The 26,287-nt window shown below is 65.9% G+C and carries 21 protein-coding genes; 16 read left to right on the top strand and 5 right to left on the bottom strand.

The genetic code is table 11. The annotated features are described in order from the left end of the window. Positions 1-70: 70 nt before the first annotated feature. Positions 71-2,071, bottom strand: a complete 2,001-nt coding sequence (locus TZ03_RS00465) for a peptidase U32 family protein (protein ID WP_051094949.1) — start codon at positions 2,069-2,071, stop codon at positions 71-73. A gap of 205 nt (positions 2,072-2,276) precedes the next feature. Then, positions 2,277-2,657, bottom strand: a complete 381-nt coding sequence (locus TZ03_RS00470) for a RidA family protein (protein ID WP_051094951.1) — start codon at positions 2,655-2,657, stop codon at positions 2,277-2,279. 134 nt (positions 2,658-2,791) lie between these two features. On the opposite strand from TZ03_RS00470, the gene TZ03_RS00475 reads away from it, so the two are divergent. After that, positions 2,792-3,484: a tRNA (adenine(22)-N(1))-methyltransferase gene (locus TZ03_RS00475; protein ID WP_051095381.1), complete on the top strand. Its 693-nt coding sequence runs from the start codon at positions 2,792-2,794 to the stop codon at positions 3,482-3,484. 1 nt (position 3,485) lies between these two features. Here TZ03_RS00475 and TZ03_RS00480 read toward each other — a convergent pair whose 3' ends face one another. After that, complete coding sequence (locus TZ03_RS00480) at positions 3,486-3,746, bottom strand: DUF2790 domain-containing protein (protein ID WP_051094953.1); 261 nt, start codon at positions 3,744-3,746, stop codon at positions 3,486-3,488. 125 nt (positions 3,747-3,871) lie between these two features. On the opposite strand from TZ03_RS00480, the gene TZ03_RS00485 reads away from it, so the two are divergent. After that, positions 3,872-4,804: a LysR family transcriptional regulator gene (locus TZ03_RS00485; protein WP_051094955.1), complete on the top strand. Its 933-nt coding sequence runs from the start codon at positions 3,872-3,874 to the stop codon at positions 4,802-4,804. A 99-nt stretch (positions 4,805-4,903) separates the two neighbouring features. Here TZ03_RS00485 and TZ03_RS00490 read toward each other — a convergent pair whose 3' ends face one another. Together TZ03_RS00490 and TZ03_RS00495 are read right to left on the bottom strand one after the other, a co-directional pair. Beyond that, positions 4,904-6,055: an acyl-CoA dehydrogenase family protein gene (locus tag TZ03_RS00490; protein ID WP_051094957.1), complete on the bottom strand. Its 1,152-nt coding sequence runs from the start codon at positions 6,053-6,055 to the stop codon at positions 4,904-4,906. Positions 6,056-6,071: 16 nt separating this feature from the next. Then, positions 6,072-7,142, bottom strand: coding sequence for an enoyl-CoA hydratase/isomerase family protein (locus TZ03_RS00495; protein ID WP_051094958.1), 1,071 nt, complete (start codon positions 7,140-7,142; stop codon positions 6,072-6,074). 384 nt (positions 7,143-7,526) lie between these two features. Here TZ03_RS00495 and mdcA point away from each other — a divergent pair, with 384 nt between their 5' ends. From mdcA to TZ03_RS00565, 14 genes are all read left to right on the top strand, one after another. Then, complete coding sequence (gene mdcA / locus TZ03_RS00500) at positions 7,527-9,188, top strand: malonate decarboxylase subunit alpha (RefSeq protein ID WP_051094959.1); 1,662 nt, start codon at positions 7,527-7,529, stop codon at positions 9,186-9,188. Further along, the gene (locus TZ03_RS00505; protein ID WP_051094960.1) at positions 9,188-10,144 is read left to right on the top strand and encodes a triphosphoribosyl-dephospho-CoA synthase; all 957 of its coding nucleotides are present in this window, start codon (positions 9,188-9,190) and stop codon (positions 10,142-10,144) included. The genes mdcA and TZ03_RS00505 overlap by 1 nt, the downstream gene beginning before the upstream one ends. A 1-nt stretch (position 10,145) precedes the next feature. Continuing rightward, positions 10,146-10,445, top strand: a complete 300-nt coding sequence (locus TZ03_RS00510; RefSeq protein WP_051094962.1) for a malonate decarboxylase subunit delta — start codon at positions 10,146-10,148, stop codon at positions 10,443-10,445. Then, on the top strand, positions 10,438-11,286 hold the full coding sequence (locus tag TZ03_RS00515) for a biotin-independent malonate decarboxylase subunit beta (RefSeq protein ID WP_051094964.1): 849 nt from the start codon (positions 10,438-10,440) through the stop codon (positions 11,284-11,286). The genes TZ03_RS00510 and TZ03_RS00515 overlap by 8 nt, the downstream gene beginning before the upstream one ends. After that, on the top strand, positions 11,283-12,074 hold the full coding sequence (mdcE, locus tag TZ03_RS00520) for a biotin-independent malonate decarboxylase subunit gamma (RefSeq protein WP_051094967.1): 792 nt from the start codon (positions 11,283-11,285) through the stop codon (positions 12,072-12,074). Before TZ03_RS00515 ends, mdcE begins: the two co-directional genes overlap by 4 nt. Before the next feature lies 1 nt (position 12,075). After that, positions 12,076-12,690: a malonate decarboxylase holo-ACP synthase gene (locus tag TZ03_RS00525; protein WP_051094969.1), complete on the top strand. Its 615-nt coding sequence runs from the start codon at positions 12,076-12,078 to the stop codon at positions 12,688-12,690. After that, complete coding sequence (gene mdcH, locus TZ03_RS00530; RefSeq protein WP_051094971.1) at positions 12,687-13,607, top strand: malonate decarboxylase subunit epsilon; 921 nt, start codon at positions 12,687-12,689, stop codon at positions 13,605-13,607. Before TZ03_RS00525 ends, mdcH begins: the two co-directional genes overlap by 4 nt. 237 nt (positions 13,608-13,844) lie before the next feature. Next, positions 13,845-14,267, top strand: a complete 423-nt coding sequence (madL, locus tag TZ03_RS00535) for a malonate transporter subunit MadL (protein ID WP_051094974.1) — start codon at positions 13,845-13,847, stop codon at positions 14,265-14,267. A 2-nt stretch (positions 14,268-14,269) separates the two neighbouring features. Beyond that, complete coding sequence (madM, locus tag TZ03_RS00540) at positions 14,270-15,034, top strand: malonate transporter subunit MadM (protein WP_051094975.1); 765 nt, start codon at positions 14,270-14,272, stop codon at positions 15,032-15,034. A gap of 372 nt (positions 15,035-15,406) precedes the next feature. Beyond that, positions 15,407-21,259, top strand: coding sequence for a manganese-oxidizing multicopper oxidase MnxG (gene mnxG, locus TZ03_RS00545; protein WP_051094976.1), 5,853 nt, complete (start codon positions 15,407-15,409; stop codon positions 21,257-21,259). 18 nt (positions 21,260-21,277) lie between these two features. After that, positions 21,278-23,254 (top strand): cytochrome D1 domain-containing protein, encoded by a 1,977-nt coding sequence (locus TZ03_RS00550; RefSeq protein WP_051094979.1) that lies wholly within the window; start codon positions 21,278-21,280, stop codon positions 23,252-23,254. Beyond that, positions 23,251-23,907 (top strand): SCO family protein, encoded by a 657-nt coding sequence (locus tag TZ03_RS00555; protein ID WP_051094982.1) that lies wholly within the window; start codon positions 23,251-23,253, stop codon positions 23,905-23,907. Before TZ03_RS00550 ends, TZ03_RS00555 begins: the two co-directional genes overlap by 4 nt. Further along, complete coding sequence (locus TZ03_RS00560) at positions 23,904-24,569, top strand: SCO family protein (RefSeq protein WP_051094985.1); 666 nt, start codon at positions 23,904-23,906, stop codon at positions 24,567-24,569. The genes TZ03_RS00555 and TZ03_RS00560 overlap by 4 nt, the downstream gene beginning before the upstream one ends. Positions 24,570-24,574: 5 nt before the next feature. Beyond that, positions 24,575-26,284: an ABC transporter substrate-binding protein gene (locus TZ03_RS00565; protein ID WP_051095384.1), complete on the top strand. Its 1,710-nt coding sequence runs from the start codon at positions 24,575-24,577 to the stop codon at positions 26,282-26,284. The last annotated feature ends 3 nt before the right edge of the window (positions 26,285-26,287 follow it).

The following is a 26,287-nucleotide window of genomic DNA, read 5'->3' on the forward strand; positions in this document are numbered from 1 at the left end:
CAGGGCTTGAGGCCTATGCGGTCGAGGTGGGAGCGGCTTTAGCCGCGAAAGGGCCCTGGCAGGCTAACGATCAATGCGGCCCGCGCGGAATGGTTTTCAGCAGGTCTTCCGGGCTGATATGCCCCACCACCTGGGCCACCGCGCTGCCCGGGGTCGGCAGGTCGATGATGTGGCTCTTCATCTTGCCGACCACATGCATTTCGCACGGCTTGCAGTCGAACTTCAGGGTCAGCACTTCGTCCCCCTGAATCAGCTGCATCGGTGCCACCTTGGTGCGCACCCCGGTCACGCCCTTGGCCTGCTTGGGGCACAGGTTGAAGGAGAAACGCAGGCAGTGCTTGGTGATCATCACCGGCACTTCGCCGTGCTCTTCATGGGCCTCGTAGGCCGCGTCGATCAGTTGCACGCCGTGGCGGTGGTAGAAGTCGCGGGCCTTCTGGTTGTACACGTTGGCCAGGAACGACAGGTGCGACTCGGGGTACACCGGCGGCGGGGTGGTCTCGGCCTTGCGCCCGCCACGCGGGTGCGCCTGCACCCGTGCCGCGGTCAGCGCCTCGATGGCTTCGCGGCGCAGGGCCTTGAGCTGCGAGTTGGGGATGAAGTACGCCTGCGGGGCGTCCAGCTCGATATTGTCGGCGTGGTACATCGTGGTACCCAGCTGGCCAAGTAGGTCGTGCAGCTGGTCCAGCGCCTGCTGCGGCTTGTTGGCCACGCCGAACGGGCCGTCCAGCGCGACTTGCACGCTGACACCTTCTTCGCTGCTGACGCTGAGCATCAGGCGCTGTTCGGTGAGTACCGCGTGCCATTCCACGCCAACCCGGCGCTCGGCCGAGGTGCGCTGCAGGGCTTGCTGCCAGTTGTGGTCGAGGTTGCGTGACAGTGGGTGGTTGGGCCGCAGCTTGTGCAGGCCTTCGGGCATTTCGTTGGGCTCGACGCGGTAGCGGTAGCGCTGCTGGCCATCTTCCTCGAACTGGCCACGGGGTTCGGCGATATTGGCGCGGAAGCCCACTACTTCACGTTTGACCAGCACATTGAGGCCGTCGCCGTTGGTCAGCGGCACGTCGGTGACCACCTGCAGGTCGCGCTTGCCGACCTTTTCCACTACACCTACCGGCAGGCCGGTGAAGGTTGGCGAGTCGAAGGCGCCGATGTCGACCTTGCGGTCGGTGACGAAGTAGTCGGTGCTGCCACGGTGGAAGGTCTTGTCCGGGTCGGGCACGAAGAAGTGCTCGGTGCGGCCGCTGGAAGCGCGGGCCAGGTCCGGGCGGCCTTCGAGGATGGCGTCGAGTTCCTTGCGGTAGTGGGCGGTGATGTTCTTCACATAGCCCATGTCCTTGTAGCGGCCCTCGATCTTGAACGAGCGCACGCCGGCATCGACCAGGTCGGCCAGGTTGGCGGTCTGGTTGTTGTCCTTCATCGACAGCAGGTGCTTCTCGAAGGCCACCACCCGGCCCTGGTCATCCTTCAGGGTGTAGGGCAGGCGGCAGGCCTGCGAGCAGTCACCACGGTTGGCGCTGCGGCCGGTCTGCGCGTGGGAGATGTTGCACTGGCCGGAGAAAGCCACGCACAGCGCACCGTGGATGAAGAACTCGATGGCGGCGTCGGTTTCAGCGGCGATGGCGCGGATTTGCTGCAGGTTCAGCTCGCGGGCCAGCACCAGTTGCGAGAAGCCGGCCTGGTCGAGGAACTTGGCCCGTGCCAGGGTACGGATGTCGGTCTGGGTACTGGCGTGCAGCTCGATCGGCGGGATGTCCAGCTCCATCACCCCCAGGTCCTGCACGATCAGGGCGTCCACGCCGGCGTCGTACAGCTGGTGGATCAGCTTGCGCGCGGGTTCCAGCTCGTTGTCGTGGAGAATGGTGTTGATGGTAGTGAACACGCGTGCGTGGTAGCGATGGGCGAACTCGACCAGTTCGGCGATATCGCTGACTTCGTTGCAGGCGTTATGGCGCGCGCCAAAGCTCGGGCCGCCGATGTAGATGGCATCAGCGCCGTGCAGGATCGCTTCACGGGCAATGGCCACGTCACGGGCAGGGCTGAGCAGTTCCAGGTGATTCTTTGGAAGGGACATGTCGTTATATTTTCGGGCTGTCACGGTTTAGGCGGGCATTGTAGCGGCGAAACGGGCTGGCGGCATCATTGGGGTGCCGAGAGGTGTATCGCTTGTACCGGCCCTATCGCCGGCAAGCCGGCTCCCACAGGGATAACGCAGGTCTGGAGGGCTGTGCAGTACCTGTGGGAGCCGGCTTGCCGGCGATAGGGCCCTGACAGGTCGGTCAGCGTTTTGCCGCCATTGCCGTCACTTCGACGCGCATGCCGTCGAACGCAAGCGCAGCCACGCCCACGGCGGCGCGTACCGGCCACGGCTTGCTGAAGAAACGCTGGTACACCTCGTTGAACGCCGCGCGGTCGGCCATGTCGGTCAGGTAGATGGTCAGGTGCAGCACGCGGTCCATGCCGCTGCCGGCTTTCTCCAGCGCCACCTTCAGTGCCTGCAGGGTGCATTCGCTCTGCTCGACGATGCCACCCAGCTCCAGGCTGCCATCGGCGTGGGTCGGGATTTGCGTGGTGACCAGCACGCCGTTGTACTCGGCGATGTCCGACGAAATAGAGTCGGCGTCTGGGTCGGGGGTGTAGATGATGTCTGCATTTGCCATGGTGTTTGCCTTGCAACGGAAGGAAAGCGGCAAGCCTACGCGAGCGCACTGGCCGGGTCGAGGGTACCCGGGTGTTTGAAATGCGCGGCGTTCGCCGTCAGAATCGCGCCCCATTGCAAAGCCAGGGGTTTACCTTGAACGAACAGACATTGTCCAGGCGCCTGGAGCGCGTGGCCGCCCATGTGCCGCAGGGCGCGCGCCTGGCCGACATCGGCTCGGACCACGGCTACCTGCCGGTGGCCTTGATGCTGCGTGGCGTGCTCGCAGCCGCCGTGGCGGGTGAAGTAGCCCAGACGCCGTTCGCCTCGGCCCAGCGCAATGTGCGCAGAAACGGGCTGGAGGACCGCGTCAGCGTGCGCCTGGCCGATGGCCTGGCTGCGGTCGAGCCGCAAGACCGTATTTCGGTGGTCAGCATCTGCGGCATGGGTGGCGACACCATGTGCGAGATCCTAGAGGCTGGCAAGCCGCGCCTTGCTGGCGTCACGCGCCTGGTGTTGCAGCCAAATGGTGGTGAGCGCGAGCTGCGCCAGTGGCTGATGGGCAACGGTTACCGGGTCGTCAGCGAAGAACTGCTGCGGGAAAACCGCTTCGACTACGAGATCATCGTCGCCGAGCCGGGAGGGGCGGCGTATACCGCTGAACAACTGTACTTCGGCCCGCTGCTGATGCAGGAGAGGAGCGAGGCGTTCCTGGTCAAGTGGCGGCGCATGCTACGCCAGAAGCAGCAGACCCTGGCCAATTTCCAGCAGGCCCGCGATGCGGTGCCGCAGGCGAAAATCGACGACTTCAATCAACAGGTGGGCTGGATCACTCAAGTGCTGGCCTGACTCACTGCTGCGAGCAGTTGCCCATTTCCCGGTAGTCGACTTCGTGTTTCTGGCCCTGGTGGTCGACGTACACCATGTGTGCGGTGCCCACCTGGCAGTCGGCGGCGTTGCTGGCCGGGGTGATGGAGATGACCTTGGCCACGTCCAGCGGCATGCCGTATTCGTAGCTGTTGCTGACTGGCTGGTTGCTGCCCGCGTCGGCAAAGGCGCCGAACGAAACAAGGGCGGCGGCAACGGCAAGGACAGCGATCGAACGTTTCATGACAGGCTCCTTTTTTCAATGTATGACTAATGATGTATTCAAAGGTCTCACACAATAAATGGGCTAAGCCGTGATAGATTCCTGCCTGTAGCGCAAGAATAAGACCGAACAAGGAGCACACCTTCATGGACATGCTGCATGCCATGCGTACCTTCGCCCGTGTGGTGGAATGTGGCAGCTTCGCTGCGGCCGCCACTGCCCTGGACATTTCTGCCGCGCAGGTTTCGCGGATTGTCGCCGAGCTGGAAAACCAGCTGCAGACCCGCCTGCTGCACCGCACCACCCGGCGCTTGCGCATGAGCGAGGCGGGCGAGCGGTTTCTCGAACGTGCGCGGCAGATCATGTTGTTGACGGAAGAAGCGGTGGGCGAAGCCCGTGGTGCGCACCTGACACCGCGCGGCCGCCTGCGGTTACATTGCCCGCATGGCCTGGGGCTGTTGCTGATGCCACTGGTGGCTGGCTATAACGCGCTGTGCCCGGAGGTGGTGATCGAGCTGACCCTGTCGCAGCGCAACCCCGACCCGCTGGCCGAAGGGCATGACGTGGTGATCACTGTTGACGGGGCGTTGCCGGATTCGCAACTGATCGCTGTGCCGCTGGGCAACATTTTCAGCATCCCCTGCGCGGCTCCTGGTTACCTGGAAACCCATGGTGTACCGGAACGCCCCGAAGATTTGCACAGCCATCGCTGCCTGCGCATGGCTTACCCGATGTATGAAGGCGACTGGGTATTCCCGCAAGGGGTCGACCAGTGTGTGATCGCGCCGAACGACAGTTTTTCCACCAACGTCGCCGACGCCATGCTGGTGGCCAGCGAACTGGGCATGGGCATTGGCCTGCTACCGTTCTATACCGCCAGCCAGGCGATCGAACAGGGGCGCTTGTGCCGGCTGTTGGCGCCGTATCGGCTGCGGGAAAGTGCGCTGTATGCAATCTACCCGTCACGGCATTACCTGGATGCCAAGGTGCGCACCTGGATCGACTACCTCAAGGAGCAGCTGCCGGCGTTGTTCGAGGGGCATGCCAAGGTGGTGGATGATGCGCGGTATTGGCGCTGAGGCCGTCCTCTGTAGGAGCGGGTTTACCCGCGAATGCGGCGGTGAATTTACCGACGCATTCGCGGGTAAACCCGCTCCTACAGAGGGGGGCGCCAAGTTTTAGAGGGGATAGTGCTTCAGTTCTCGCGCAATCAGCATGCGCTGGATCTCGCTCGACCCTTCATAGATCTGCGTGATCCGCGCATCGCGGTAATAGCGCTCCACCGGGTAGTCCTCCAGGTAGCCATACCCGCCATGCACCTGGATCGCCATCGAGCACACCCGCTCGGCCATCTCCGAAGCGAACAGCTTGGCCTGCGACGCTTCCGACAGGCACGGCTTGCCGGCACTGCGCAGGCGTGCGGCATGCAGGATCAGCAAACGCGCGGCGTTAACCTGCACCTGCATGTCGGCCAGCAGGTTGGCGATGCTCTGGTGTTCGTTGATCGGCTTGCCGAACTGCACGCGGTCACGTGAGTAGAGCAGCGCCGCCTCGAACGCGGCGCGGGCGATGCCCAAGGCCTGGGCAGCAATGCCGATACGCCCGCCTTCAAGGTTGGACAAGGCAATGGCCAGGCCCTTGCCACGCTCGCCGAGCATGTTGGCAGCAGGGATGCGGCAGTTGTCGAAGGTCACCGCGCAAGTGTCGGAGGCGCGGATGCCCATCTTGTGCTCGCTGCGGTCGACCTTGAAGCCCGGGTTGTCGGTAGGCACCAGGAACGCCGACAGGCCTTTCTTGCCCAGCTCCGGGTCGGTCACCGCGAAGACGATGGCCAGGCCGGCGCGGCGGGCATTGCTGACGAACTGTTTGGCGCCGTTGATCACCCACTCGCCATTCACCAGCTCGGCACGGGTACGCAGGTTATGCGCCTCGGAGCCGGCCTGTGGCTCGGTCAGGCAGAAGCAGCCGATTACCTCGCCGCTGGCCAGGCGTGGCAGCCATTGCTGTTGCTGTTCGGCGGTGCCGTAGGCCAGCAGCGGGCCACAGCCCACCGAGTTGTGGATGCTCATCATCGCCCCGGTGGCGCCGCAGCCGGCGGCGATTTCTTCCACCGCCAGGGCGTAGGCGACATAGTCGGTGTAGCTGCCGCCGAAGTCTTCCGGCACCACCATGCCCAGCAGGCCCAGTTCGCCCATCTTGCGCACCACGCCATCGTCGATCCAGCCGGCCTTTTCCCAGGCCTGGGCATGCGGGGCGATCTCGCCACGGGCAAAGTCCCGGGCCATGTCGCGGATCATGATCTGTTCTTCGCTCAGTTCCAGGTCTTGCATCTGTGTACTCCCGGGCTCACAGGCCTTCGAAGAATTGGTCGACCCGCTGGCGTTGCAGTGCGGCCAGGGTCGGCGGGTTCCAGCGTGGCTGCTTGTCCTTGTCGATGATCAGGGCGCGCACGCCTTCGATGATGTCGCCGTGCTGGAACCACTGGCGGTCCAGGTGCAGCTCCATGGCAAAGCAGTCCTCAAGGGCCAGGTGGCGACCGCGGCGCAGCATCTCCAGGGTAACCGCCATGGCCAGCGGCGAGCGGCTTTCCAGCTGGTCGGCGGTGCTGATGGCCCAGGCGTGGCTGTCGCCGATGCTGACCGCACGCAGTTGCTCGATGATGGCCGCCAGGTCGGGCAGGGCGAAGAAGTGGTCGATGACCGGGCGCAGTTTTTCCAGTGGCGCATCGTCCAGCACCTGGGTGCCGAGGCTGGCCAGCAGGTTCTGCAGGTCCTTGAGCGGTTGGTCGCTGAAATGCAGCTGGTCCAGGCCCTGGTCGAGGGCGCTGAGCTGATCGCTGGGCAAGTACCAGTCGGCCAGCCCGCAGTACAGTGCGTCGGCCGCCTGGATCTGGGTGCCGCTGACGCCCAGGTAGGTGCCCAGTTCGCCGGGGATGCGCGAGAGGAAGTAGCTGCCGCCGACATCGGGGAAGTAACCGATGCCGACCTCGGGCATGCCCAGGCGGCTGCGCTCGGTGACCACACGCAGGTCGCAGCCCTGGGCCAGGCCCATGCCGCCACCGAGGGTGAAGCCATCCATCAGCACCAGCACCGGCTTGCGGTAGTGGTGGATGGCCAAGTCAAGGGCATATTCCTCGACGAAGAAGGTTTCATGCAGCGTTTCGCCGGCCTTGTAGCTGTCGTACAGCGAGCGGATATCGCCACCGGCACAGAAGCCTTTGGGCCCCTCGCCACGCAGTACCACGGCGCGTACCTGCGGGTCTTCGGCCCACAGGTCGAGGTGCTGGCGCAGGCTGCGCACCATGTCCAGGGTCAGGGCATTGAGACCGGCGGGGCGGTTCAGGGTCAGGTGGCCGATCTGGTTGCGGACCTCAGCCAGCACATGGTCGGTTGCCGAGGTATGAGCGTGCGCAGTCATTGCGTTCTCCCTGCTTTGTTATTGATTTTCCGAGTGAAGTCTGGAGTTCGCTGGAGGATCGCAGGATCCTGGCATGCGAATTTACCTTGCACAATCGACAAATCTGCAGGGGGATTCTGCAATTTTGCCTTGGCCGGCGATATCCACTCTAGCAAGGTTCAAGGTTGACCGGGCTGGCCCTATCGCCGGCAAGCCAGCTCCCACAGGATTACCACAGGACCTGAGTGCTGCGCCGTACCTGTGGGAGCTGGCTTGCCGGCGATAGGGCCATCAGCCCCCTTTAATCGTTAACTTGATCGTAACGATCCGCCGCTGAGCTTGATTGATAGCCCAACCCCTCGACCCTAAGGTGACCCCCACGACAGCGAACCCGTGGAGTCACCAATGACAACAACCCAGAATCCACCGCCGCAATGGTCGCGGCGGCGTGCCGAAAAGCACCGCCGCCTTGACCGGGTCCGCCACCTCGCCGATGGCGTGGTGCTGCCCACCGAACGTATCGTCGAGGCCCTGGAGCTGTTGCTCGCCCCTGGCGACCGGGTGGTGCTCGAAGGCAACAACCAGAAGCAGGCCGACTTCCTCTCGCGCTCGCTGGCCAAGGTCGACCCCGGGCGTGTGCACGACCTGCACATGATCATGCCCAGCGTCAGCCGCGCTGAGCACCTGGACCTGTTCGAACGCGGCATCGCCCGTAAGCTCGATTTTTCCTTCGCCGGCCCGCAGAGCCTGCGCATCGGCCAGTTGCTGGAAGACGGCCTGCTCGAGGTCGGTGCCATTCACACCTATATAGAGCTGTACTCGCGGCTGCTGGTCGACCTGATCCCCAACGTCACCCTGGTGGCGGGCTTCATGGCCGATCGGGATGGCAACCTCTACACCGGCCCCAGCACCGAAGACACTCCGGCGCTGGTGGAGCCTGCCGCTTTCAGCGATGGCATCGTCATCGCTCAGGTCAACCAACTGGTGGAGCGCGTGGATGACCTGCCACGGGTCGACATCCCGGCGTCCTGGGTGGATTTCGTGGTGGTCGCCGACCAGCCGTTCTATATCGAGCCGCTGTTCACCCGTGACCCGCGCCATATCAAGCCGGTGCATGTGCTGATGGCGATGATGGCCATTCGTGGCATCTACGAGAAACACCAGGTGCAGTCGCTGAACCACGGCATTGGTTTCAACACCGCGGCCATCGAGCTGATCCTGCCCACCTACGGCGATTCCCTGGGCCTGAAAGGCAAGATCTGTCGCAACTGGACGCTCAACCCGCACCCAACCCTGATTCCCGCCATCGAGACCGGCTGGGTCGAAAGTGTGCATTGCTTTGGCACCGAGCTGGGCATGGAGGACTACATCGCCCAGCGCCCGGACGTGTTCTTCACCGGCCGCGATGGCTCGCTGCGCTCCAATCGCATGATGTGCCAGCTGGCCGGGCAGTACGCCGTCGACCTGTTCATCGGTGCCACCTTGCAGGTGGATGGCGACGGCCATTCCTCGACCGTGACGCGCGGTCGCCTGGCCGGCTTTGGTGGTGCACCGAACATGGGCCACGACCCCCGTGGCCGGCGCCACGCGACCCCGGCCTGGCTCGACATGACCGTGCCGCAAACCCTGCTCGAACGCGGCCGCAAGCTGGTGGTGCAGATGGTCGAGACCTACCAGGAAGGCGGCAAGCCCACCTTCGTCGAAACCCTCGATGCGGTGGACGTGGCCAGGAAGGCCGGCATGCCCCTGGCACCGGTGATGATCTACGGCGACGACGTCACTCACCTGCTGACCGAGGAGGGGATTGCCTACCTGTACAAGGCCCGCAGCCTGGAGGAGCGCCAGCAGATGATCGCCGCCGTGGCCGGGGTAACCGCCATCGGCCTGCGGCATGACCCCAAGGATACCCAACGCCTGCGCCAGCAAGGCCTGGTCGCCTTGCCCGAAGACCTCGGCATCCGCCGCACCGACGCCAGCCGCGAACTGCTCGCCGCGCGCAGTATCGCCGACCTGGTCGAATGGTCCGGTGGCCTCTATAACCCGCCTGCACGGTTCAGGAGTTGGTGATGAAAGCACTCGACTTGCAACCGCATGGGCTGCTTCGCGGGCACGCCCGCTCCCACAGGAACGGTGATGCACTTGAAGCTTGCACGGCCCCTGTAGGAGCGGGCTTGTCCGCGAAGAGGCCAGCCCAGGCAACTGAAATTTCCCTGCCCGAGCACTTGGCCGACCTGGCTGTAGAGGCCCTGATCGACGAAGCCGACCTTTCCCCCAAACCTGGCCTGGTCGACCGCCGCGGCAACGGCGCCCACCCCGACATGACCCTGGCCCTGATGCACGCCTCGGCCCTGGCCCTGTGGCCATGCCTGCGCAACATGGCCGCAGCCGCCCAGTCCATCGGCCAGGTCGGCCAGCCCCTGCGTGCCGCACTGGGCCGGCTCGGCCGTGAAGGCGAAGCGGCGATGCTGGCCGCCACCGGCGGGGTGAACACCCACCGCGGGGCGATCTGGGCACTCGGCCTGCTGGTAGCCTCCCAAGCCCTCGATACCCAGGCCGACGCCAGCACACTGGCCGCCCGCGCCGGGCGCATCGCATTGTTCGACGACCCAGCCATGGCCTGCCAGGACAGCCACGGCCTGCAGATGCGCCGCCGCTATGGCACGGGCGGTGCCCGCGAACAGGCGCAACAAGGCTTCCCCGCGGTCATCGGCCACGGCTTGCCACAACTGCAGCGCAGCCGCGCCGGCGGTGCCAGCGAGCAGCACGCCCGGCTCGATGCACTGCTGGCGATCATGGCCGTGCTCAGCGACACCTGCGTGCTCTGGCGCAGCGGCCCGGCCGGCCTGGCCGCGGTCCAGCACGGTGCGCTTGCCGTATTGGCCGAAGGCGGCAGCGCCACGCTGGCCGGGCGCCGGCAACTGCGCCAGCTGGACCAGCAGCTGCTGCAACTGAATGCCTCACCGGGCGGCGCCGCCGATCTGCTGGCCGCCTGCCTGTTCCTCGACAAAGCCGGGAGCCTGTGACATGGAAACCCTGAACTTTCAATTCCCCGCCGCCGAACCGGGCCGTGGCCGCACGCTGGTGGGCTGCGTCAGCTCCGGCGACCTCGAAGTGCTGATCGAACCTGGTACCGCCGGCAGCCTGCAGATCCAGGTGGTGACTTCGGTCAACGGCAGCAGCGCCCGCTGGGCGCAACTGTTCCAACGCCTGTTCGAGGGCCGCGCCTGGCCGGCCGTGAACATCGACATCCATGACTTCGGCGCCACCCCTGGCGTGGTGCGCCTGCGCCTGGAGCAAGGCTTCGAGGAGATCGCCCATGACTGACACCGCACGTTTGCTGCGTAGCCGCAGCTTTGTCGAACTGGGCGCCCGCCAGCGCGCCCGCGCCGTGCTCGACCCGGGCAGTTTCCGCGAACTGCTGGGCCCGTTCGACCGGCTGATGTCGCCCTGGCTGCCGCGCCAGGGCATCGTGCCCCAGGCCGATGATGGCGTGGTCATCGCCAAGGGCCTGCTGAACGGCCGTAACGCGGTGGTGGCAGCCATCGAAGGCGGCTTCCAGGGCGGCAGCATGGGCGAGGTGGGCGGTGCCAAGATCGCCGGCGCGCTGGAGCTGGCCAGCGAAGACAACCGCAACGGCATCCCCACCTGCGCCGTGTTGCTGCTGGAAACTGGCGGTGTACGCCTGCAGGAGGCCAACCTGGGCCTGGCGGCGATTGCCGAAATCCAGGCCGCGATTGTCGAGCTGCGTGCCTGGCAGCCGGTGATCGGCCTGATCGCAGGCTCGGTTGGCTGCTTCGGCGGCATGTCCATCGCCGCCGGCCTGTGCAGCCATTTGCTGGTCACCCGCGAAGCCCGCCTGGGCCTCAACGGCCCACAGGTGATCGAACAGGAGGCGGGCATTGGCGAATACGACGCCAAGGACCGCCCCTTCATCTGGAGCCTGAGCGGTGGCGAGCAGCGCCATGCCAGCGGGCTGGTGGATGGCTATGTGGCCGATGACATCGAGGCCTTGCGCGAACGCTTGCTGCAACTGCTCGATTCGCCCTCCAGAGACCGCGCCAGCCAGCACGCCTGGTTCCTCGAACGCCTGGCTCGGCTGGGGCATGACTGCCCGCAACTGGATGCCGCCGCGGTACGTGACCTTTACCAAGGAGAAGCCAAATGAACCGTGCCTTGAACTGGCTGCCGGGCCTGGCCGGCGGGCAAGCCTTGCCGGGCTACCCGGCATCGCTGCGGGTAGTCGACGGCGAACTGGACAACCGCCTGGCGCGCTTCATCGCCGTGGTGCCCGATGCCACCAACCCGTTCCCCCGCGCGCGCTCGGGGGAAGTCGGCGTGCTGGAGGGCTGGGGCCTGGCCCAGGCGGTGAGCGAGGCAGTCGAGGCCGACCGCCATGGCCAGAAGCGCGCCATCGTCGCGTTGATTGACGTACCCAGCCAGGCCTATGGCCGTCGCGAGGAGGCGCTGGGCATTCACCAGGCGCTGGCCGCTGCGGTGCAGGCCTATGCCCGGGCGCGGCTGGCCGGGCACCCGGTGATCGGCTTGCTGCTCGGCAAGGCCATGTCCGGTGCCTTTCTGGCCCACGGCTACCAGGCCCAGCGCCTGATTGCCCTGGAGGATCCCGGCGTCATGGTGCATGCCATGGGCAAGGCGGCAGCGGCGCGGATTACCCTGCGCAGTGTCGAGGAGCTGGAAGCCCTGGCCGCCGAGGTGCCGCCAATGGCCTACGACCTGGACAGCTATGCCTCCCTGGGCCTGTTGTGGCGCCGCCTGGCGGTGGACAACGCTGAGGTACCCAGCGCTGCCGATATTGCACAAGTACGTGCCTGCCTGAGCGAAGCGGTGCGCGACATCGGTAGCGCGACCGACCTGTCGTCGCGGCTGGCGGGCGAAAACCGCAGCGCCTCGCGCCAGGTGCGCGAACAGCTGCGCCGCCAGTGGCAGGGTGCTTGAGATGAACGCGCCTCGGCCGCACGATCTGCTGTGGGGGATGCCTGTGTCGAGCTTGCCCGCCGATGCTCCACTGTGGGCGCAGGACGTGCTGGCCAGCGGTCAGCCGGTAGTGGTGCGCCGTGCCGTCTGTGCCGACGGCTGGGTGGCGGTCGGGCTGCGTGGCCAGGGCCGGGCACAGCGGCTGGGGGCGCTGATGCGGCTGGCCGATATCCAGCGGCTGCAAGGCCCCGACCTGTTGCGGTGGCACGCTGAAAGCCGGTGGCCTGCGTTGCAGACCCTGGCCTCGGTCACCCCGGTGCTCCAGACTAGCGGCCTGGCCTGGGGGCCGACGGGCGGGGTGGGTTATCAGATCGCCACCGGCATTGACGTTGTCCATGCCGACAGCGACCTGGACCTGCTGCTGCGTACGCCACGGCCGCTGGCCCGCGCGCAGGCGCGGGAGTTGCTGGACATCCTCGACTGCGCGCCATGCCGTATCGATGTGCAGCTGGAGACCCCGGCGGGTGCCATCGCCTTGCGTGAATGGGCTGGCTTCGCCCGCCGCGTGCTGCTCAAGTCGCCCCATGGCCCACGCCTGGTCAGCGACCCCTGGGCGGCCGTGGAGTGTGCTGCATGAGCAGCCTGTTCGCCTTCCCCGGCCAGGGCGCCCATCAGGTGGGCATGCTGCAGCGCCTGCCGGAAGGTGCCGGGCAATTGCTGGAAGAGGCCAGCGACACCCTCGGCCAGCAGGCCTTGGCGCTGGACAGCCGGCAAGCCCTGCAGGCGACCCGGGCCGTGCAGTTGTGCCTGCTGCTGAGCGGGGTGGCCTGGGCGCGCTGGTTGATGCAGCGCAGCCCCGCGCCGGGTTACGTGGTGGGGTTGTCGATCGGCGCGTACCCGGCGGCGGTGGTGGCGGGCGCCCTGGGTTTTGCCGATGCCGTGCGCCTGGTCGCACTGCGTGGCGAACTGATGCAGCGGGCCTATCCGCAAGGGTATGGCATGACGGCACTCAGCGGCCTGGACCTGGCCAGTGTCGAGCGCTTGCTGAGTGAGGCGGGCGGCGAAGTGTATGTGGCCAACCTCAACAGCGAAAACCAGATTGTCATCGCTGGTAGCGATAGCGCGATGGCCGCGGTCGCCGCCAGGGCTCGTCGCTTGGGCCAGGGCGTGGCCCGGCGCCTGGCGGTCAGTGTGCCGTCCCATTGCCCGCTGCTGGCCGGGCCTGCGGCGGAACTGGCCAGCGCTTTCGCCAGGGTCGAGTTGCAGCGGCCACGTATAACCTACCTCAGTGGCAGCAGCGCGCGGCCGGTGTTCGACCCACAGCGCCTGCGCGACGACCTGGCCGGCAACATGGCACGGGTGGTCGACTGGCGTGCTGCATTGCGCAACGCCTATGAGCGCGGTGTGCGTCTGCACCTGGAAATGCCGCCCGGCAACGTGCTCAGCGGGCTGGCCCGGCCGGTGTTCGAACAGGGCAGGGTAGTAGCTGTGGAAGGCACCCGCTGGGACAGCCTGGATGCGCTGCTGCGCCAGGAGGTGGCCGACGATCGATGATGGCAGCCGGCGGCTGTTTGGTGCTGCCTGTCAGGGCCTCATCGCCGGCAAGCCAGCTCCCACTTCGAGCGCGCTGCTCTCAAGGTCTGTGCAGTACCTGTGGGAGCCGGCTTGCCGGCGATGAGGCCCTGACAGGGCAGCACAAGACCGATGCTCACACCTAGCCGGCGAAAGCCGCATGAGTGTGTGTTTACGAAGAACAACAAGCAACTTCGACACTACCTGAGGACAATAACAATGATTATCTATGGTGTGGCACTGCTGGCGGTATGCACGCTTGCCGGCGTCATCGTCGGCGACTTCCTGGGCGTGCTGCTAGGCGTCAAATCCAATGTGGGCGGGGTCGGCATCGCCATGATCCTGCTGATCTGCGCACGCCTGTACATGCAGCGCAGCGGCGGCATGAGCAAGGAATGCGAGTTTGGCGTGGGCTTCTGGGGCGCCATGTACATTCCGGTAGTGGTGGCCATGGCGGCCCAGCAGAACGTGGTCACCGCGTTGCACGGCGGGCCGGTGGCCTTGCTGGCGGCGGTAGGCGCGGTGCTGGTGTGCGGCCTGACCATCGCCCTGATCAGTCGCAGTCACCGCGGTGAGCCCCTGCCGGCGCTGGAGGCCGGCCCCGATACCAACGCGCAGGCAGCCCCTGCAGGAGGGCGTTGAGCATGTGGCCGATCATTGAAAATGCCCTTGAACACAACGGCCTGATCACTGCCTTTGCGGTGGTAGGCGCGATCATGTGGCTGTCGGTGCTGCTGTCGAAATACCTGACCTTCGGCCGGGTGCATGGCTCGGCCATCGCCATCGTCATCGGCCTGGTGCTGGCCTGGGTCGGCGGTACCATCACCGGTGGCCAGAAAGGCCTGGCCGACATGGCGTTGTTCTCCGGCATCGGCCTGATGGGCGGGGCCATGCTCCGCGACTTCGCCATCGTCGCCACGGCGTTCGAAGTGCAGGCCACCGAAGCGCGCAGGGCCGGGGTGGTCGGGGCGCTGGCGCTGCTGCTGGGCACTGTGCTGCCGTTCATTGTCGGCGCGGCGGTGGCCTATGCCTTCGGCTACCGCGATGCGGTGAGCATGACCACCATTGGCGCGGGTGCAGTGACCTATATCGTCGGGCCGGTGACCGGTGCGGCGCTGGGCGCGAGCTCGGACGTGATGGCCTTGTCTATTGCCACCGGGCTGATCAAGGCGATCCTGGTGATGGTGTTCACCCCGGTATCGGCGCGCCTGCTGGCGCTGGACAACCCGCGTTCGGCGATGGTGTTCGGTGGCCTGGCAGGGACGGTGTCGGGGGTAACGGCCGGGTTGGCGGCGACCGACCGGCGGCTGGTTCCATACGGGGCGTTGACGGCCACCTTCCATACCGGGTTGGGCTGCCTGATGGGGCCGTCGATCCTGTACTTCTGCGTGCGCGGCCTGGTTGGCTAACGACTGTGGGAGCGGCCTTGTGTCGTGAAAGGGGTGCGAAGCGCCCCCAGGGATTTCAGCTCCGCGGCATAGATGGCTGGGGCCGCTCTGCGGCCCTTTCGCGACACAAGGCCGCTCCCACCTCGACCGCATCGACTTCAAGCCATGTGCAGTACCTGTGGGAGCTGGCTTGCCGGCGATGGGGCCAGCACAGGCCGCATGGGATTTGGCGGGCATCTGCAAGCCACCCCCCCGATTCGGGGAAAACCGCTGGGGGATCCTCCCCAATCCGTTTCGCTTTCTAGCGCAACCAACTGAAAGTAAAAGAAATTAGCATCTGGCATACACCTTGCTCCAGCTCCCCGCAGAGTTCCTGTGTCCTGGAGGTGCAGCATGTCGATGCCGCTCAAAGGTCCCGTCCTGTCATCACTCTTTCTGGCCTTGCTTGGCTGGGAAGCGACCAGCGAGGCGGCTGTACAATGCCAGCGCACGCTGGTCGCCAATGTGGTGGCGTTGGACCAGCCGCTGATGTTCAACCGCCTGGGCGCGCAAAACGCCAACGGCATGATGTTCGCCCTCCGTGAGGATGTGGTGGACGATCAGTTGGTCCCCCTGAGCAAGGGTGGAGCGGCTGTACCGGGCAAGGTCACCCTGCGTCCGGACAAGCGGCCACGGCCCATCGTGCTGCGGGTGGCCGCCGGTGACTGCCTGACAGTCAACCTGACCAACCTGCTGGCCTACCAGGCCAACCCCAACAAGCACGGCATCGACCACGATGAAACCGAGCTCGAAGGTGAGGAGGAGGGGGAGGAGGAGCCGGAAAACGAAGGCGGTGAGCACTTCGTGGCCGACGAGCAGGTCACCGACCGCCATGTGGGCTTCCAGGTCAACGGCATGCAGGCCGTCAACAGCATTGGCGATATCGCGGCCAACACTGGCCGCAACGGCAATTTCCTGGTGTCGCCAGGCAATACCCGCAGCTACACCCTTTACGCCGAACGTGAAGGCGCCTTCGCGGCAACCAGCCAGGGCGCTACCTTCGGCGGTCAGGGTGGTGCAGGCAACGTCGCCAATGGCCTGTTCGGCCAGGTGGTGGTAGTCCCCAAAGGTGGGCGTACTTACCGCAATACGCTGACCGAAGAAGAAATGCGCCTGGCCAGCACCGGGCGCACTGCCACAGGCCAGCCGGTGATCGACTACCAGGCGCGCTATCCGCAGGCCGAACCGTGGGTCAGCGAGGGCAAGGCCGGCAAGCCGATCATCGCCATGGTGGATGGCAACGAGATCGTCAACAGCGAAACCGACGCCATCGTCATGGGCCCCAACCCGGACGGCAGCTTCCCTCGCTCTACCTACCCGCTGGAAAGCGTCAACAAGCGCAACCCGGCATTGCCCAACCGCCTGGAAGCCTTCCGCGATTTCGCCTCGCAGTTCGCTGACGAAGTGGCGGCCACCCAGGCGTTCCCTGGCTACTGGGCAGACCCAGTCATGGGCCATGTACTGGAGCCGACTCGCGACTCGTTCATGATCAACTACGGCTCTGGTGGCATGGGCGCCGAAGTGGTTGCCAACCGCCTGGGCGTAGGCCCGATGCATGATTGCCTGTCGTGTGCCTATGAAGAGTTCTTCCTCAGCGCGCATACCGTGGGCGATATCGGCACCCTGGTCGATGTGCCGGCCAACGTTGGCCTGGAGCACATTCGCCCGGGCGAAGTCCCACCGGCCAGCGCCACGGGCGTGAAAGCGAGCATGGCGTTGTATCCGGCGGAGCCGGCCAACGTTCATCACAGCTACATTGGTGACTTCACCAAGTTCCGCAATACCCACAACGGCCATGAGCAGCACATCTTCCACCTGCATGGGCACCAGTGGTTGTTCAACCCCAACGACGACAACTCCGATTACATCGATGCGCAAGGCATAGGGCCTGGCGTCGGCTACACCTATGAAATCGCCAATGGCGGGGCAGGTAACCGCAACCGGGTGGCGGGTGATGCCATTTATCACTGCCACTTCTACCCGCACTTCGCCCAAGGCATGTGGGCCATGTGGCGGGTGCATGACACGTTCGAGGAGGGCACCCGCCTGGAGGTCAGCGGGCAAGGCGAGAATGGTTTCCACAGCACACCGTTTGCCCTGCGCAGCGGCAAACCAGCGGTGGGGGCTCGTGCACTGCCTGATGGCGAGATCGTCGCCGGTACGCCGATCCCGGCTATCGTGCCACTGCCTGGTAAGGCCATGGCACCGATGCCAGGCAAGGTGGTGGTGGTGCCCAAGTTGTCCGAAGCGCTGGTCGCTGCCCATGACGAAGACGATGAAGACGACGGCGACGATGAACATGCCAATGAGGCTCCCGTGCGCAAAGCCATTGGCTCGCTGGCCCTGGTCGACCGTAGCGACGCCAACCGCAACGCCGACGGCACATTGAAAAACCCTGGCTACCCGTTCTGGATCGGCGGCATGGAAAGCAGTGTCGGCAACCGCCCGCCAACCCCACCGTTGGACATGCTCGACCCCGCCTTGGCACAGCAGCTCAAGGACAGCGGCAAGGCTCTGTGGGCCAACCTGGACCCGAACCAGGTCGATGGCTGGGATGGCGGCCTTGGGCGTCACGCCCTGGACGGCGCATCCGCTGGCGGTGAAGCGGTCACCACCACCACCAAGCTTGATTTTTCCAAGGTGATACACAAGGCCAAGCCGATCTACCTGCCCGAAGAGGGCACGGATATCGAGCAGGCGGCCATGCAGTTCCATGCCCAGGCCGAGCACCCCAGCTATGCGCTGATCCCCGGTAGCCAGCCGGTGGCCAAGGCGTTCCGTACCAACGGTGCGCTGCCGACGGCGGGGGCGCCATTCTATGAGCCGTGCATGGACGACCGCGGCAAGCGCCTGACCCAGTCCTCGGGCATGGGCGAGTTTTTCAGCGGTGAAAGCCTGACGGGTATCAATTTCCGTGGCTCTTCGACCTTCACTGCCGACCGTCCGCGCATCTACAAGGGCGCCAATATCCAGTTCGACGCGGTGTACAACAAGGTCGGCTACCACTTCCCGCAGGCGCGTATCCTCGCGCTGTGGGAGGACGCCTGGCCGGTGATCACCAAGCAGCGCCCGCCAGAGCCGCTGGTGATGCGCATGAACACCTTCGACTGCACCATGTATACCCACACCAACCTGATCCCGTCGTTCTATGAAATGGACGACTACCAGGTGCGCACCCCGACCGACGTGATCGGCCAGCATATCCACCTGCCCAAGTGGGACCTGACTGCCGCTGATGGCTCGGCCAACGGCTGGAACTACGAGGACGGCATTCTGTCGCCCGGTAGCGTGGTCGAACGTGTACACGCCATCCGCGCCTTCAACGGTTGCACCGAAGGCGATACCCGCGATGGCACTGCCGCCTGCCCGAAAGCCAGGCAGCACCCGTATTTCGGCCGCTTCGGCCGGGCCGATTGGCTGGGCGCGCGCACGGCCATGCAGCGTTGGTTCGCCGACCCGCTGGTAAACGTGCATAACGTCGACCGTGGCCTGGGCACCATCTTCACCCACGACCACCTCGGCCCATCGACCCATCAGCAGCTTGGCCTGTACGCTACTGTACTGGCCGAGCCCGCCGGCTCCACCTGGTTCCATGCCGAAACCGGCGAGAAGCTGTACAACCCGGCCACCCGCCAGGATGGCGGGCCGACCTCGTGGCAGGCGGTGATTCAGACCGGTGACCACGATGGCGACGGCAAGAACGACAGCTACCGTGAGTTCTTCCTGGAGTACAGCGACTTCCAGCACGCCTATGAAGCGGGGGTGTACGTCGGTGCCGGCCCCGACGGCGTGCCCAACGCCCAGGCTTACCCGGCTACTGCCGACAGCTTCCGCTACGCCATCAACCCACCGGTACGGCAGAAAGCCTCCAACCTGCTTGAATCGGTGGTCGAGTCGCGCGGCGGCTTGAGCCCAGGTTGCCCGAGCCGGCCGTGCCCGCAGGCGATCTCGGTGGATGACCCAGGCATGTTCGTCGTCAACTACCGTAACGAGCCGCTGGCCCTGCGTGTGTTCGACCCGAACAAGGTTGGCCCCGATGGCAAGCGCGGCATGCAGGCCGACGGCCTTGCCGGCGACCTCAGCTACGCCCTGCAGAGCCGAACCGACCGCGCCATCCCGGCCATGAACCTGGCCCCTTCGGCGATCACCTCGGCTGTCGGCCCCACGGGCGGGACCACGCTGTTCCCACCGAACATCAACCAGGCCGGCAGCGAGCCGGGGGACCCGTTCACCCCCATGCTGCGCACCTACTCGGGCGACAACGTGCGCCTGCGCCTGCACGCCGGTGGGCATGAAGAGGAGCACAACATCACCCTGCACGGCGTGAAATGGCTGCAGAATGGCTCTGGCTTCGGCAACAGCTCGAATTCGGGCTGGAAGGCCTCGCAGATGATCGGTATTTCCGAACAGATGGGCTTCATGGCGCCGGTGTCGATGATTTCCAGCTCCGCGGCCACCAACGGCGATTACCTGTACTCCATGGACGCAGCGCTGGAAGGCTACTGGAACGGTATCTGGGGGGTGATGCGCAACTACACCGCACAACGCCCAGACCTGTTCCCGCTGCCGAACAACCCGCAACCGGTGGCCATGCGCAACACGGTGAACTTCGACGGCATCTGCCCGAAAACCACGGCCAACCCCAACGGCATCGGCAGCCGTCCCACGGTCAAGCGCAGCTACGAAATCGTCGCGGCGCTGGCCAACGACATCCTCGAGAACCGCAACGGCGTCAGCATCAACGACCCGGCCGGTGTCGGCCAGCATGTCGGTGGCCCGCTCAAGGCCGATGGTGGCACCCTGGTGTTCAACAGCCGCAAGACCAGCATCCCGCAGGTCACGGTTGTCGACGAAGAGGATGGCACCACCTTCACCGTGGGCGGCCACAGCGCGCCACTGCATGACCCGACCGCCGTGCTGTATGTGCGCAAGGCCGACCTCGACCCGGTCAGTGGCAAGCTCAAGGCCGGCGTACCGGTGGAGCCACTGGTGCTGCGCGCCAGCGCCGGCGACTGCATCAGCATCACCCTGGAAAACCGCCTGCCACTGGTGATGCCAGACCTGCCCAGCACGGCGGTGATGCAGAACGTGGTCAAGCGTGACCGCTTCGACAGCGAGGGCTCCACGGCCTTCAACAACAACCTGATGCGCCCGTCCAGCCACGTAGGCCTGCATGCGCAGTTGCTGGCCTATGACATCACCAAGTCGGACGGTGCCAACGTCGGGGCAAACCCGGTGCAGACCGTGCCACCGCGGGCGGGCAACAGCGGCGCCTACCCAAGCCGGGTGTACCAGTACTACGCCGGCCACCTGGAGCGTGAGGGCAAGCCGATGCTGCAACTGGGGCGCACGGTGGACAACATCAATACCACGCCGATCGAGTTCGGCGGCCTCAACCTGACACCGTCGGACTTCATCAAGCAGCCACAGAAAGGCCTGGTCGGTGGCATGAGCATCCTGCCGCAGACCGCGACCTGGACCGAGGACACTGCCAGCCGGGCCCAGGCCACGGTCAAGGTCAGTGGCCAACCCGATTACCGCGACCTGGTAACGGTGTGGCAGCGCGCGCTGAACATGCGCTGGGCTGACGGCCGTCCGGTCGAGGGCATCGCCACCGAAGGCAACGGTGTACCGGGGGATCCGAAGGACAACGGCAACATGGCCATGAACTACAAGACCGAACCGCTGTGGCTGCGCTTCGGCCTGGCGCCGGATGCGCCGTTCGGCCATGCCGATGGGTTCGGCTTCGCGGATGTGCCCAATGCCCATATGGCCTACAGCAATGCGTTGGTTGGCGGTGATCCGCAGACGCCGGTGCTGTATGCCAAGCCTGGTCAGCCGGTGCGTAGCCATGTGCTGATGCCCAGCGGTGGCAGCCGCGGGATCACCTACCAGCTGGACGGGCACTTGTGGCCACTGCACAACTACCAGGCCGAGAAGAACGACGTGGACGGCTACCCGATGAACCTGCCTGGCATCGGCTCGGTGCGCTTCGGCTACAACCCGATGGCCATGTACATCGGTGCCCAGGAAAGCGTGCTGCCGGCGGCGCACTTCAGCTTCATGCTGCCGAGTGCCGGGGGGGCCAACGCGGTGCCGGGCGACTACCTGTTCCGGGACTATGCTGCCTACGGCAACCTCTCGGGGCTGTGGGGGATTTTGCGGGTGACCAACGAGGCGCCGCCGGCAACGGCCCCGGCGCAGTAACGGAAGGGGAGCGCGTGCATGAACAAGAAGACTCGCCCGGCATACCTGGGGGTGGCATTGGGGGTTGCGCTGATCGGCCTGGGCGTGGCGTATGAAAAGCTCTGGTGCGATCCCCGCGAGCTGCTGCAGGAAGCTGCCGACCCGCAGGCCCTGCACCGGCTCAGCCGGGACGGCGTGACCGTGGAGTTCGAGGCCCGGCCGCTGGACAAGGGCGAGCTGCGTGAAGGCAGCTTCGCCAACATCCGCTTCAAGGTCAGCGACCAGGCCAGTGGCCAGCCACTGTCGGGCATGGCCCCGGGGGCGTGGATCGACCCGGCGCAGTCGGCCCCGGCGGGCGACCGCGACCAGAGCTGCAAGGCACGCGTTGCGCTGTTTCTCAAGAGCAGCATTGGCGCCCGGCCGTTGCTCGACCTGAACAGCTACTTCCTGTTGATGTTGAACAAGGACGCCAGCCTGACGGTGATCGACCCGACGGTATCGGTAGGCGGTGTGACCAGCACCCTGGCCCGCATCGACCTGCCCGGGCGGCCCATGGACTGGGCGGCCACGGGTGACGACAAGCAGGTGTTCGTGTCGATCCCCGAGCGCGGCAAGGTCTCGGTGATCGACACCGAAACCTTCACCCGCGTGGCCGACCTGGACGCCGGCGAGCAACCGCTGCGTGTGGCCCTGCAACCGGACCAGCACCGGCTGTGGGTGGGCAACAACAGCAGCGACCCGGCCAAGGGCGGGGTGACGGTGATCGACGTGCCGGGGCGCAGTACCCTGAAAACCTTCAACACCGGCACCGGCCACCACGAAATCGCCTTCAGCGCCGACTCGCGCTTTGCCTATGTCAGCAACCGCGACAGCGGCACGCTGAGCATCATCGACATCCCGGAAATGCGCCTGGCCAAGACCATCAAGGTTGGCCCGCACCCGCTGTCGGTCAGCTACTCGGCGTTGTCCCAGGCGGTGTACGTGGTCGATGGCGAAGAAGGCAGCGTGCGGGTGTTCGATGCCCGCAGCCACCAACTGCGCCACACGGTCAAGGCTGAGCAGGGCCTGGGGCCGATGCGCTTCAGCAGCGATGGCCGCTATGGCATCGTGCTCAACACCCTGGAGAACCAGGCCCTGGTGATCGACGCCAGTACCGACAAGCTGATCCACCACATCCCGGTGGCGGCCGAACCCTACCAGCTGACCTTCACCAAGGGTTATGCCTACGTGCGTGGCCTGGCCTCGCCGAAGGTCAGCATGATCAACCTGGCCAGCCTGGGCGAAGGGCGTTCGCCGATCGTCCAGAGCTTCGAGGCCGGCCCGGCGGCGCCGCGCCAGGCCGGTGACCTGCCGCTGGCACAGGGGTTGTCGGTGTCGCGCGACGATAACTCGGTGTTCGTGGTCAACCCGGTGGACAACACCACCTACTTCTACGCCGAAGGCATGAACGCACCGATGTCCGGCTACAACAACCGCGGCCACCAGGCCCGTGCCGCCATCGTCGTCGACCGCAGCCTGCGCGAGGTGGCGCCGGGGGTGTATGGCTCGACGGTGAAGATGCCTGCCGCTGGCAAGTTCGACGTGGCTTTCCTGCTCAACCAGCCGCAGATCATCCATTGCTTCAGCACCGATGTTGCCGCGGCGCCCAATACCGGCAAACGCAAGGGCGCGCATGCCGAGTTCATCGGCCTGGACCAGCCGTTGCCGCAGCACAGCGCCTTCACTGCCCGGGTGCGCATCGTCGGCGACGACGGCCGGCCACGCCGGGGTTTGAACGACCTGAGCCTGCGCTACTTCCTGGCGCCGTCGTCGATGCCGCGCAACCTGCAGTTGCAGGAAGTGGGCGAGGGCGTCTACCAGGCGGCCCTGACCCTGCCCGAAGCCGGCGCCTGGTACCTGCATGTGCAGTCGCCCTCGCTGGGGCGCAAGTTCGCCGAAGAAAACTACACCAGCCTGCGCGTCCTGCCGACCGCAGCGTCCAACGATTCCCAGACTGACGTGAGGAATGTGCGATGAACAGCAAGCATTCTTTCAGACTGCTGGCCCTGAGCCTGGCGTTTGCCAGCAACCTGGCCCTGGCCCATGCTGGCCACGACCACAGCGGCCATGCCGAGCAGCCGCCGGCAGCGCGCCAGGAAAAGACCAGCGTGCGCTTTGCCGACGTGTCGCTGCTGAACCAGGACGGCATGCCGGTACGCCTGGAGAAAGACCTGGTGGGCGATCACCTGGTGGTCATGGGCTTCATCTACACCAGTTGCACCACGGTGTGCCCGGTGGTGTCGTCGATCATGGGCAAGGTCCAGCAGCAACTGGGCGGCCGGGTAGGCGAGGAAGTTCACCTGGTGTCGATCAGCATCGACCCGCAGCGTGACGATGCCAAACGCCTGCAGAGCTACGCCAAGGCCTTCCAGAAGGGGCCGGGCTGGAGCTGGTTGACTGGCACCCCATACGCGATCACTGAAACCCTCAAGGGCCTGGGCAGCTTCAGCGCCGACCTCAGCCAGCACCCGCCGTTGATCCTGGTGGGTGACGGGCGCAGTGGGCACTGGACGCGCTATTACGGCTTCACCGACCCGGCGGTGCTGATCGACGAGATCAACCGCCTCAGCGCCCGCCGGGTGCATGCCAAGAGCACGGCGATTGCCGAACATCACGAGGTGCAACCATGAGCCAGGTAACTTCCCGTCGCGCCGGCATGCGCGGTTTCGACTGGCTGGTGCTGGGTGGCTGCCTGTGGATCCTCGCCTCGGTGGCGGTCGCCCACGACGGCCATGCCCCGCAGGCCCCGGCACCGCAGCCTGCGCCGCAGGCGATGACCAGTGGCGCAGGCACCCGCGATGCCCAGGCCTGGTTCACCGACACCGTGGTCAAGGACCAGAACGGCCGCGAACTGCGCTTCTACAGCGATGTGCTCAAGGACAAGGTGGTGATGCTCAACGTGATCTTCACCCACTGCACCGACGCCTGCCCGCTGATTACCCGCAAACTGCGCGAAGTGCGCGAGGCCATGGGGCCGCAGCTGGCTAGCCAGGTGACCTTCGTGTCGATCAGCAGCGACCCGCTGAACGACACCCCAGAGGTGCTCAAGGCGTTTGCCGAGAAGCAGGGGGTGGATGGGCCCAACTGGCTGTTCCTGACCGGCGACAAGGCCAATGTCGACCTGGTGCTCGGCCGCATCGGCCAGTTCCTGCCCAGCCCCGAGCAGCACTCGACGCAGCTGATTGCCGGTGACGTGGCCGGCAAGCGCTGGAGCAAGATCCGCCCGGATGCGCCACCCGCGGCGATTGCCCAACGCATGCAATTGCTGGCCCAGCCATTGGCAGGCCGGTGAGCATCATGCGATTCCTGTGGGATTGGCCTTGGTGGAATCAGCCATTGCGGGAGAGGTTGTTGTGGACGCGGCCTTTGTGGGAGCGGCCTTGCGTCGCGAAAGGGCTGCGTAGCAGCCCCGGCAATGGCAGCTTTAACCCAGAAAACGGGGAGCGCTGCGCGCTCCTTTCGCGACGCAAGGCCGCTCCCACAAGGCTTGCGATGTGGCTCACATGCGTGATTGGTCTAGCACCTGTCGCTTCAGCTCTGGCCCTGGACCTGACCGAACACGAACAAGCCGGCAAACGCCTCTACCGCGAGGGCCTCTCCAGCAGCGATGCGCAACTGCAGGCCCGGGTCGGCGCCAGCGACATGAGCGTGCCTGCCAGCGTGCTGCCCTGCGCCAGCTGTCACGGCAGCGACGGCCGTGGCCGCGCCGAAGGCGGCGTGCGACCGCCCAGCCTCGACTGGCAACGCCTTGCTCTGGGCCAAGGTCCGCGCCAGGTCAATGGCCGCAGCTACCCGGCCTATACCGATAGCAGCGTGGCCCGGGCCATCCAGCACGGCGTGGACCCGGCTGGCAACCGCCTGGACCCAGCCATGCCCCGCTTCGAACTGACCCTGGCCGACCAGCGCAACCTTACCGCCTACCTCAAGCGCCTGGCCCAGGAACGCGACCCCGGCGTGGAAGAGGGCGTACTGCGCCTGGGCACCTTGCTACCCACCGCCGGCCCACTGGCCGATGCCGGGCAGGTGGTGCGTGCCGTGCTGGAAGACGGCCTGGCGCAACTCAACCAGCAAGGCGGCATTCATGGGCGGCGCCTGGAACTGGTGGCGCTCGATCCGGGGCCCGACCCGGGCAGCGCCGAACAGGCCCTGCTGCAACTGCTGGAACAGGAGCGGGTGTTCGCCCTGATCTCGCCCTTGGCCCCCATGCTCGACCAACGCCTGGCAACGTTGCTGGCGCCGCAGAATGTGCCATTGATCGGCAGCACCCCGCGCAGTGGCGGCAGCGCACAGATCTTCGACCCGCTGCCTGGCTTGCCGGTGCAGTTGCTGAGCCTGGCAGGCTATGCCCGCGCGGCGCTGGGCCTGGCACCGGGCGACCTGCGTGTGGTGTATGCCGACAACGAGCAGGCGGCGTTGGCCGAACAGGTACGCGAGCGCCTGCTCCAGCAGGGCTGGGCGCCACCCGCCAGCCAGGCCTTCGATGGCCAGGCCGTGGACGGCCAGGGCATTGTCTTCCTGGGCCGCGCCCAGGCCTTTGCCGAGCTGTCGGCGGCCTTGCAGGCCGCAGGCCGCCAGCCATACCTGTTCGCCGCCTCCAGCCAGGTGGCCGGGGCCGTGGCGCAGTTGCCCGAGCAATGGTCGCAACGGGTGTTCCTGGCCTATCCGTACGTGCCCGAGGACTGGACCGAGCAGGGCCTGGCAACCCTTGCCGGCCTGCAGCAGCGCCAGGGTCTCGACCCACGGCAGGCGTCGTTGCAGGTCAACACCCTGTGCGCCCTGCGCCTGTTGAGCGAAGCGCTGAAGCAGATTGGTCGCGACGCCAGCCGCGAGCAGCTGATTGCCGCGCTGGAAGGCCTGCACGATGTGTCCACCGGCCTGACCCCGGCCCTGGGCTTCGGCCCCGGTCGTCGCCAGGGCATGGCCGGGGCCCATGTGGTGGAGGTGGCCCTGCCCGGGCCGCGCTTCACCTCGGTCACCCCTTACCGGCCGGTGCCGGACAGCCCTTGAGCG

The sequence above is a fragment of the Pseudomonas sp. 10-1B genome (genome assembly GCF_000935045.1).
Classification (GTDB): domain Bacteria; phylum Pseudomonadota; class Gammaproteobacteria; order Pseudomonadales; family Pseudomonadaceae; genus Aquipseudomonas.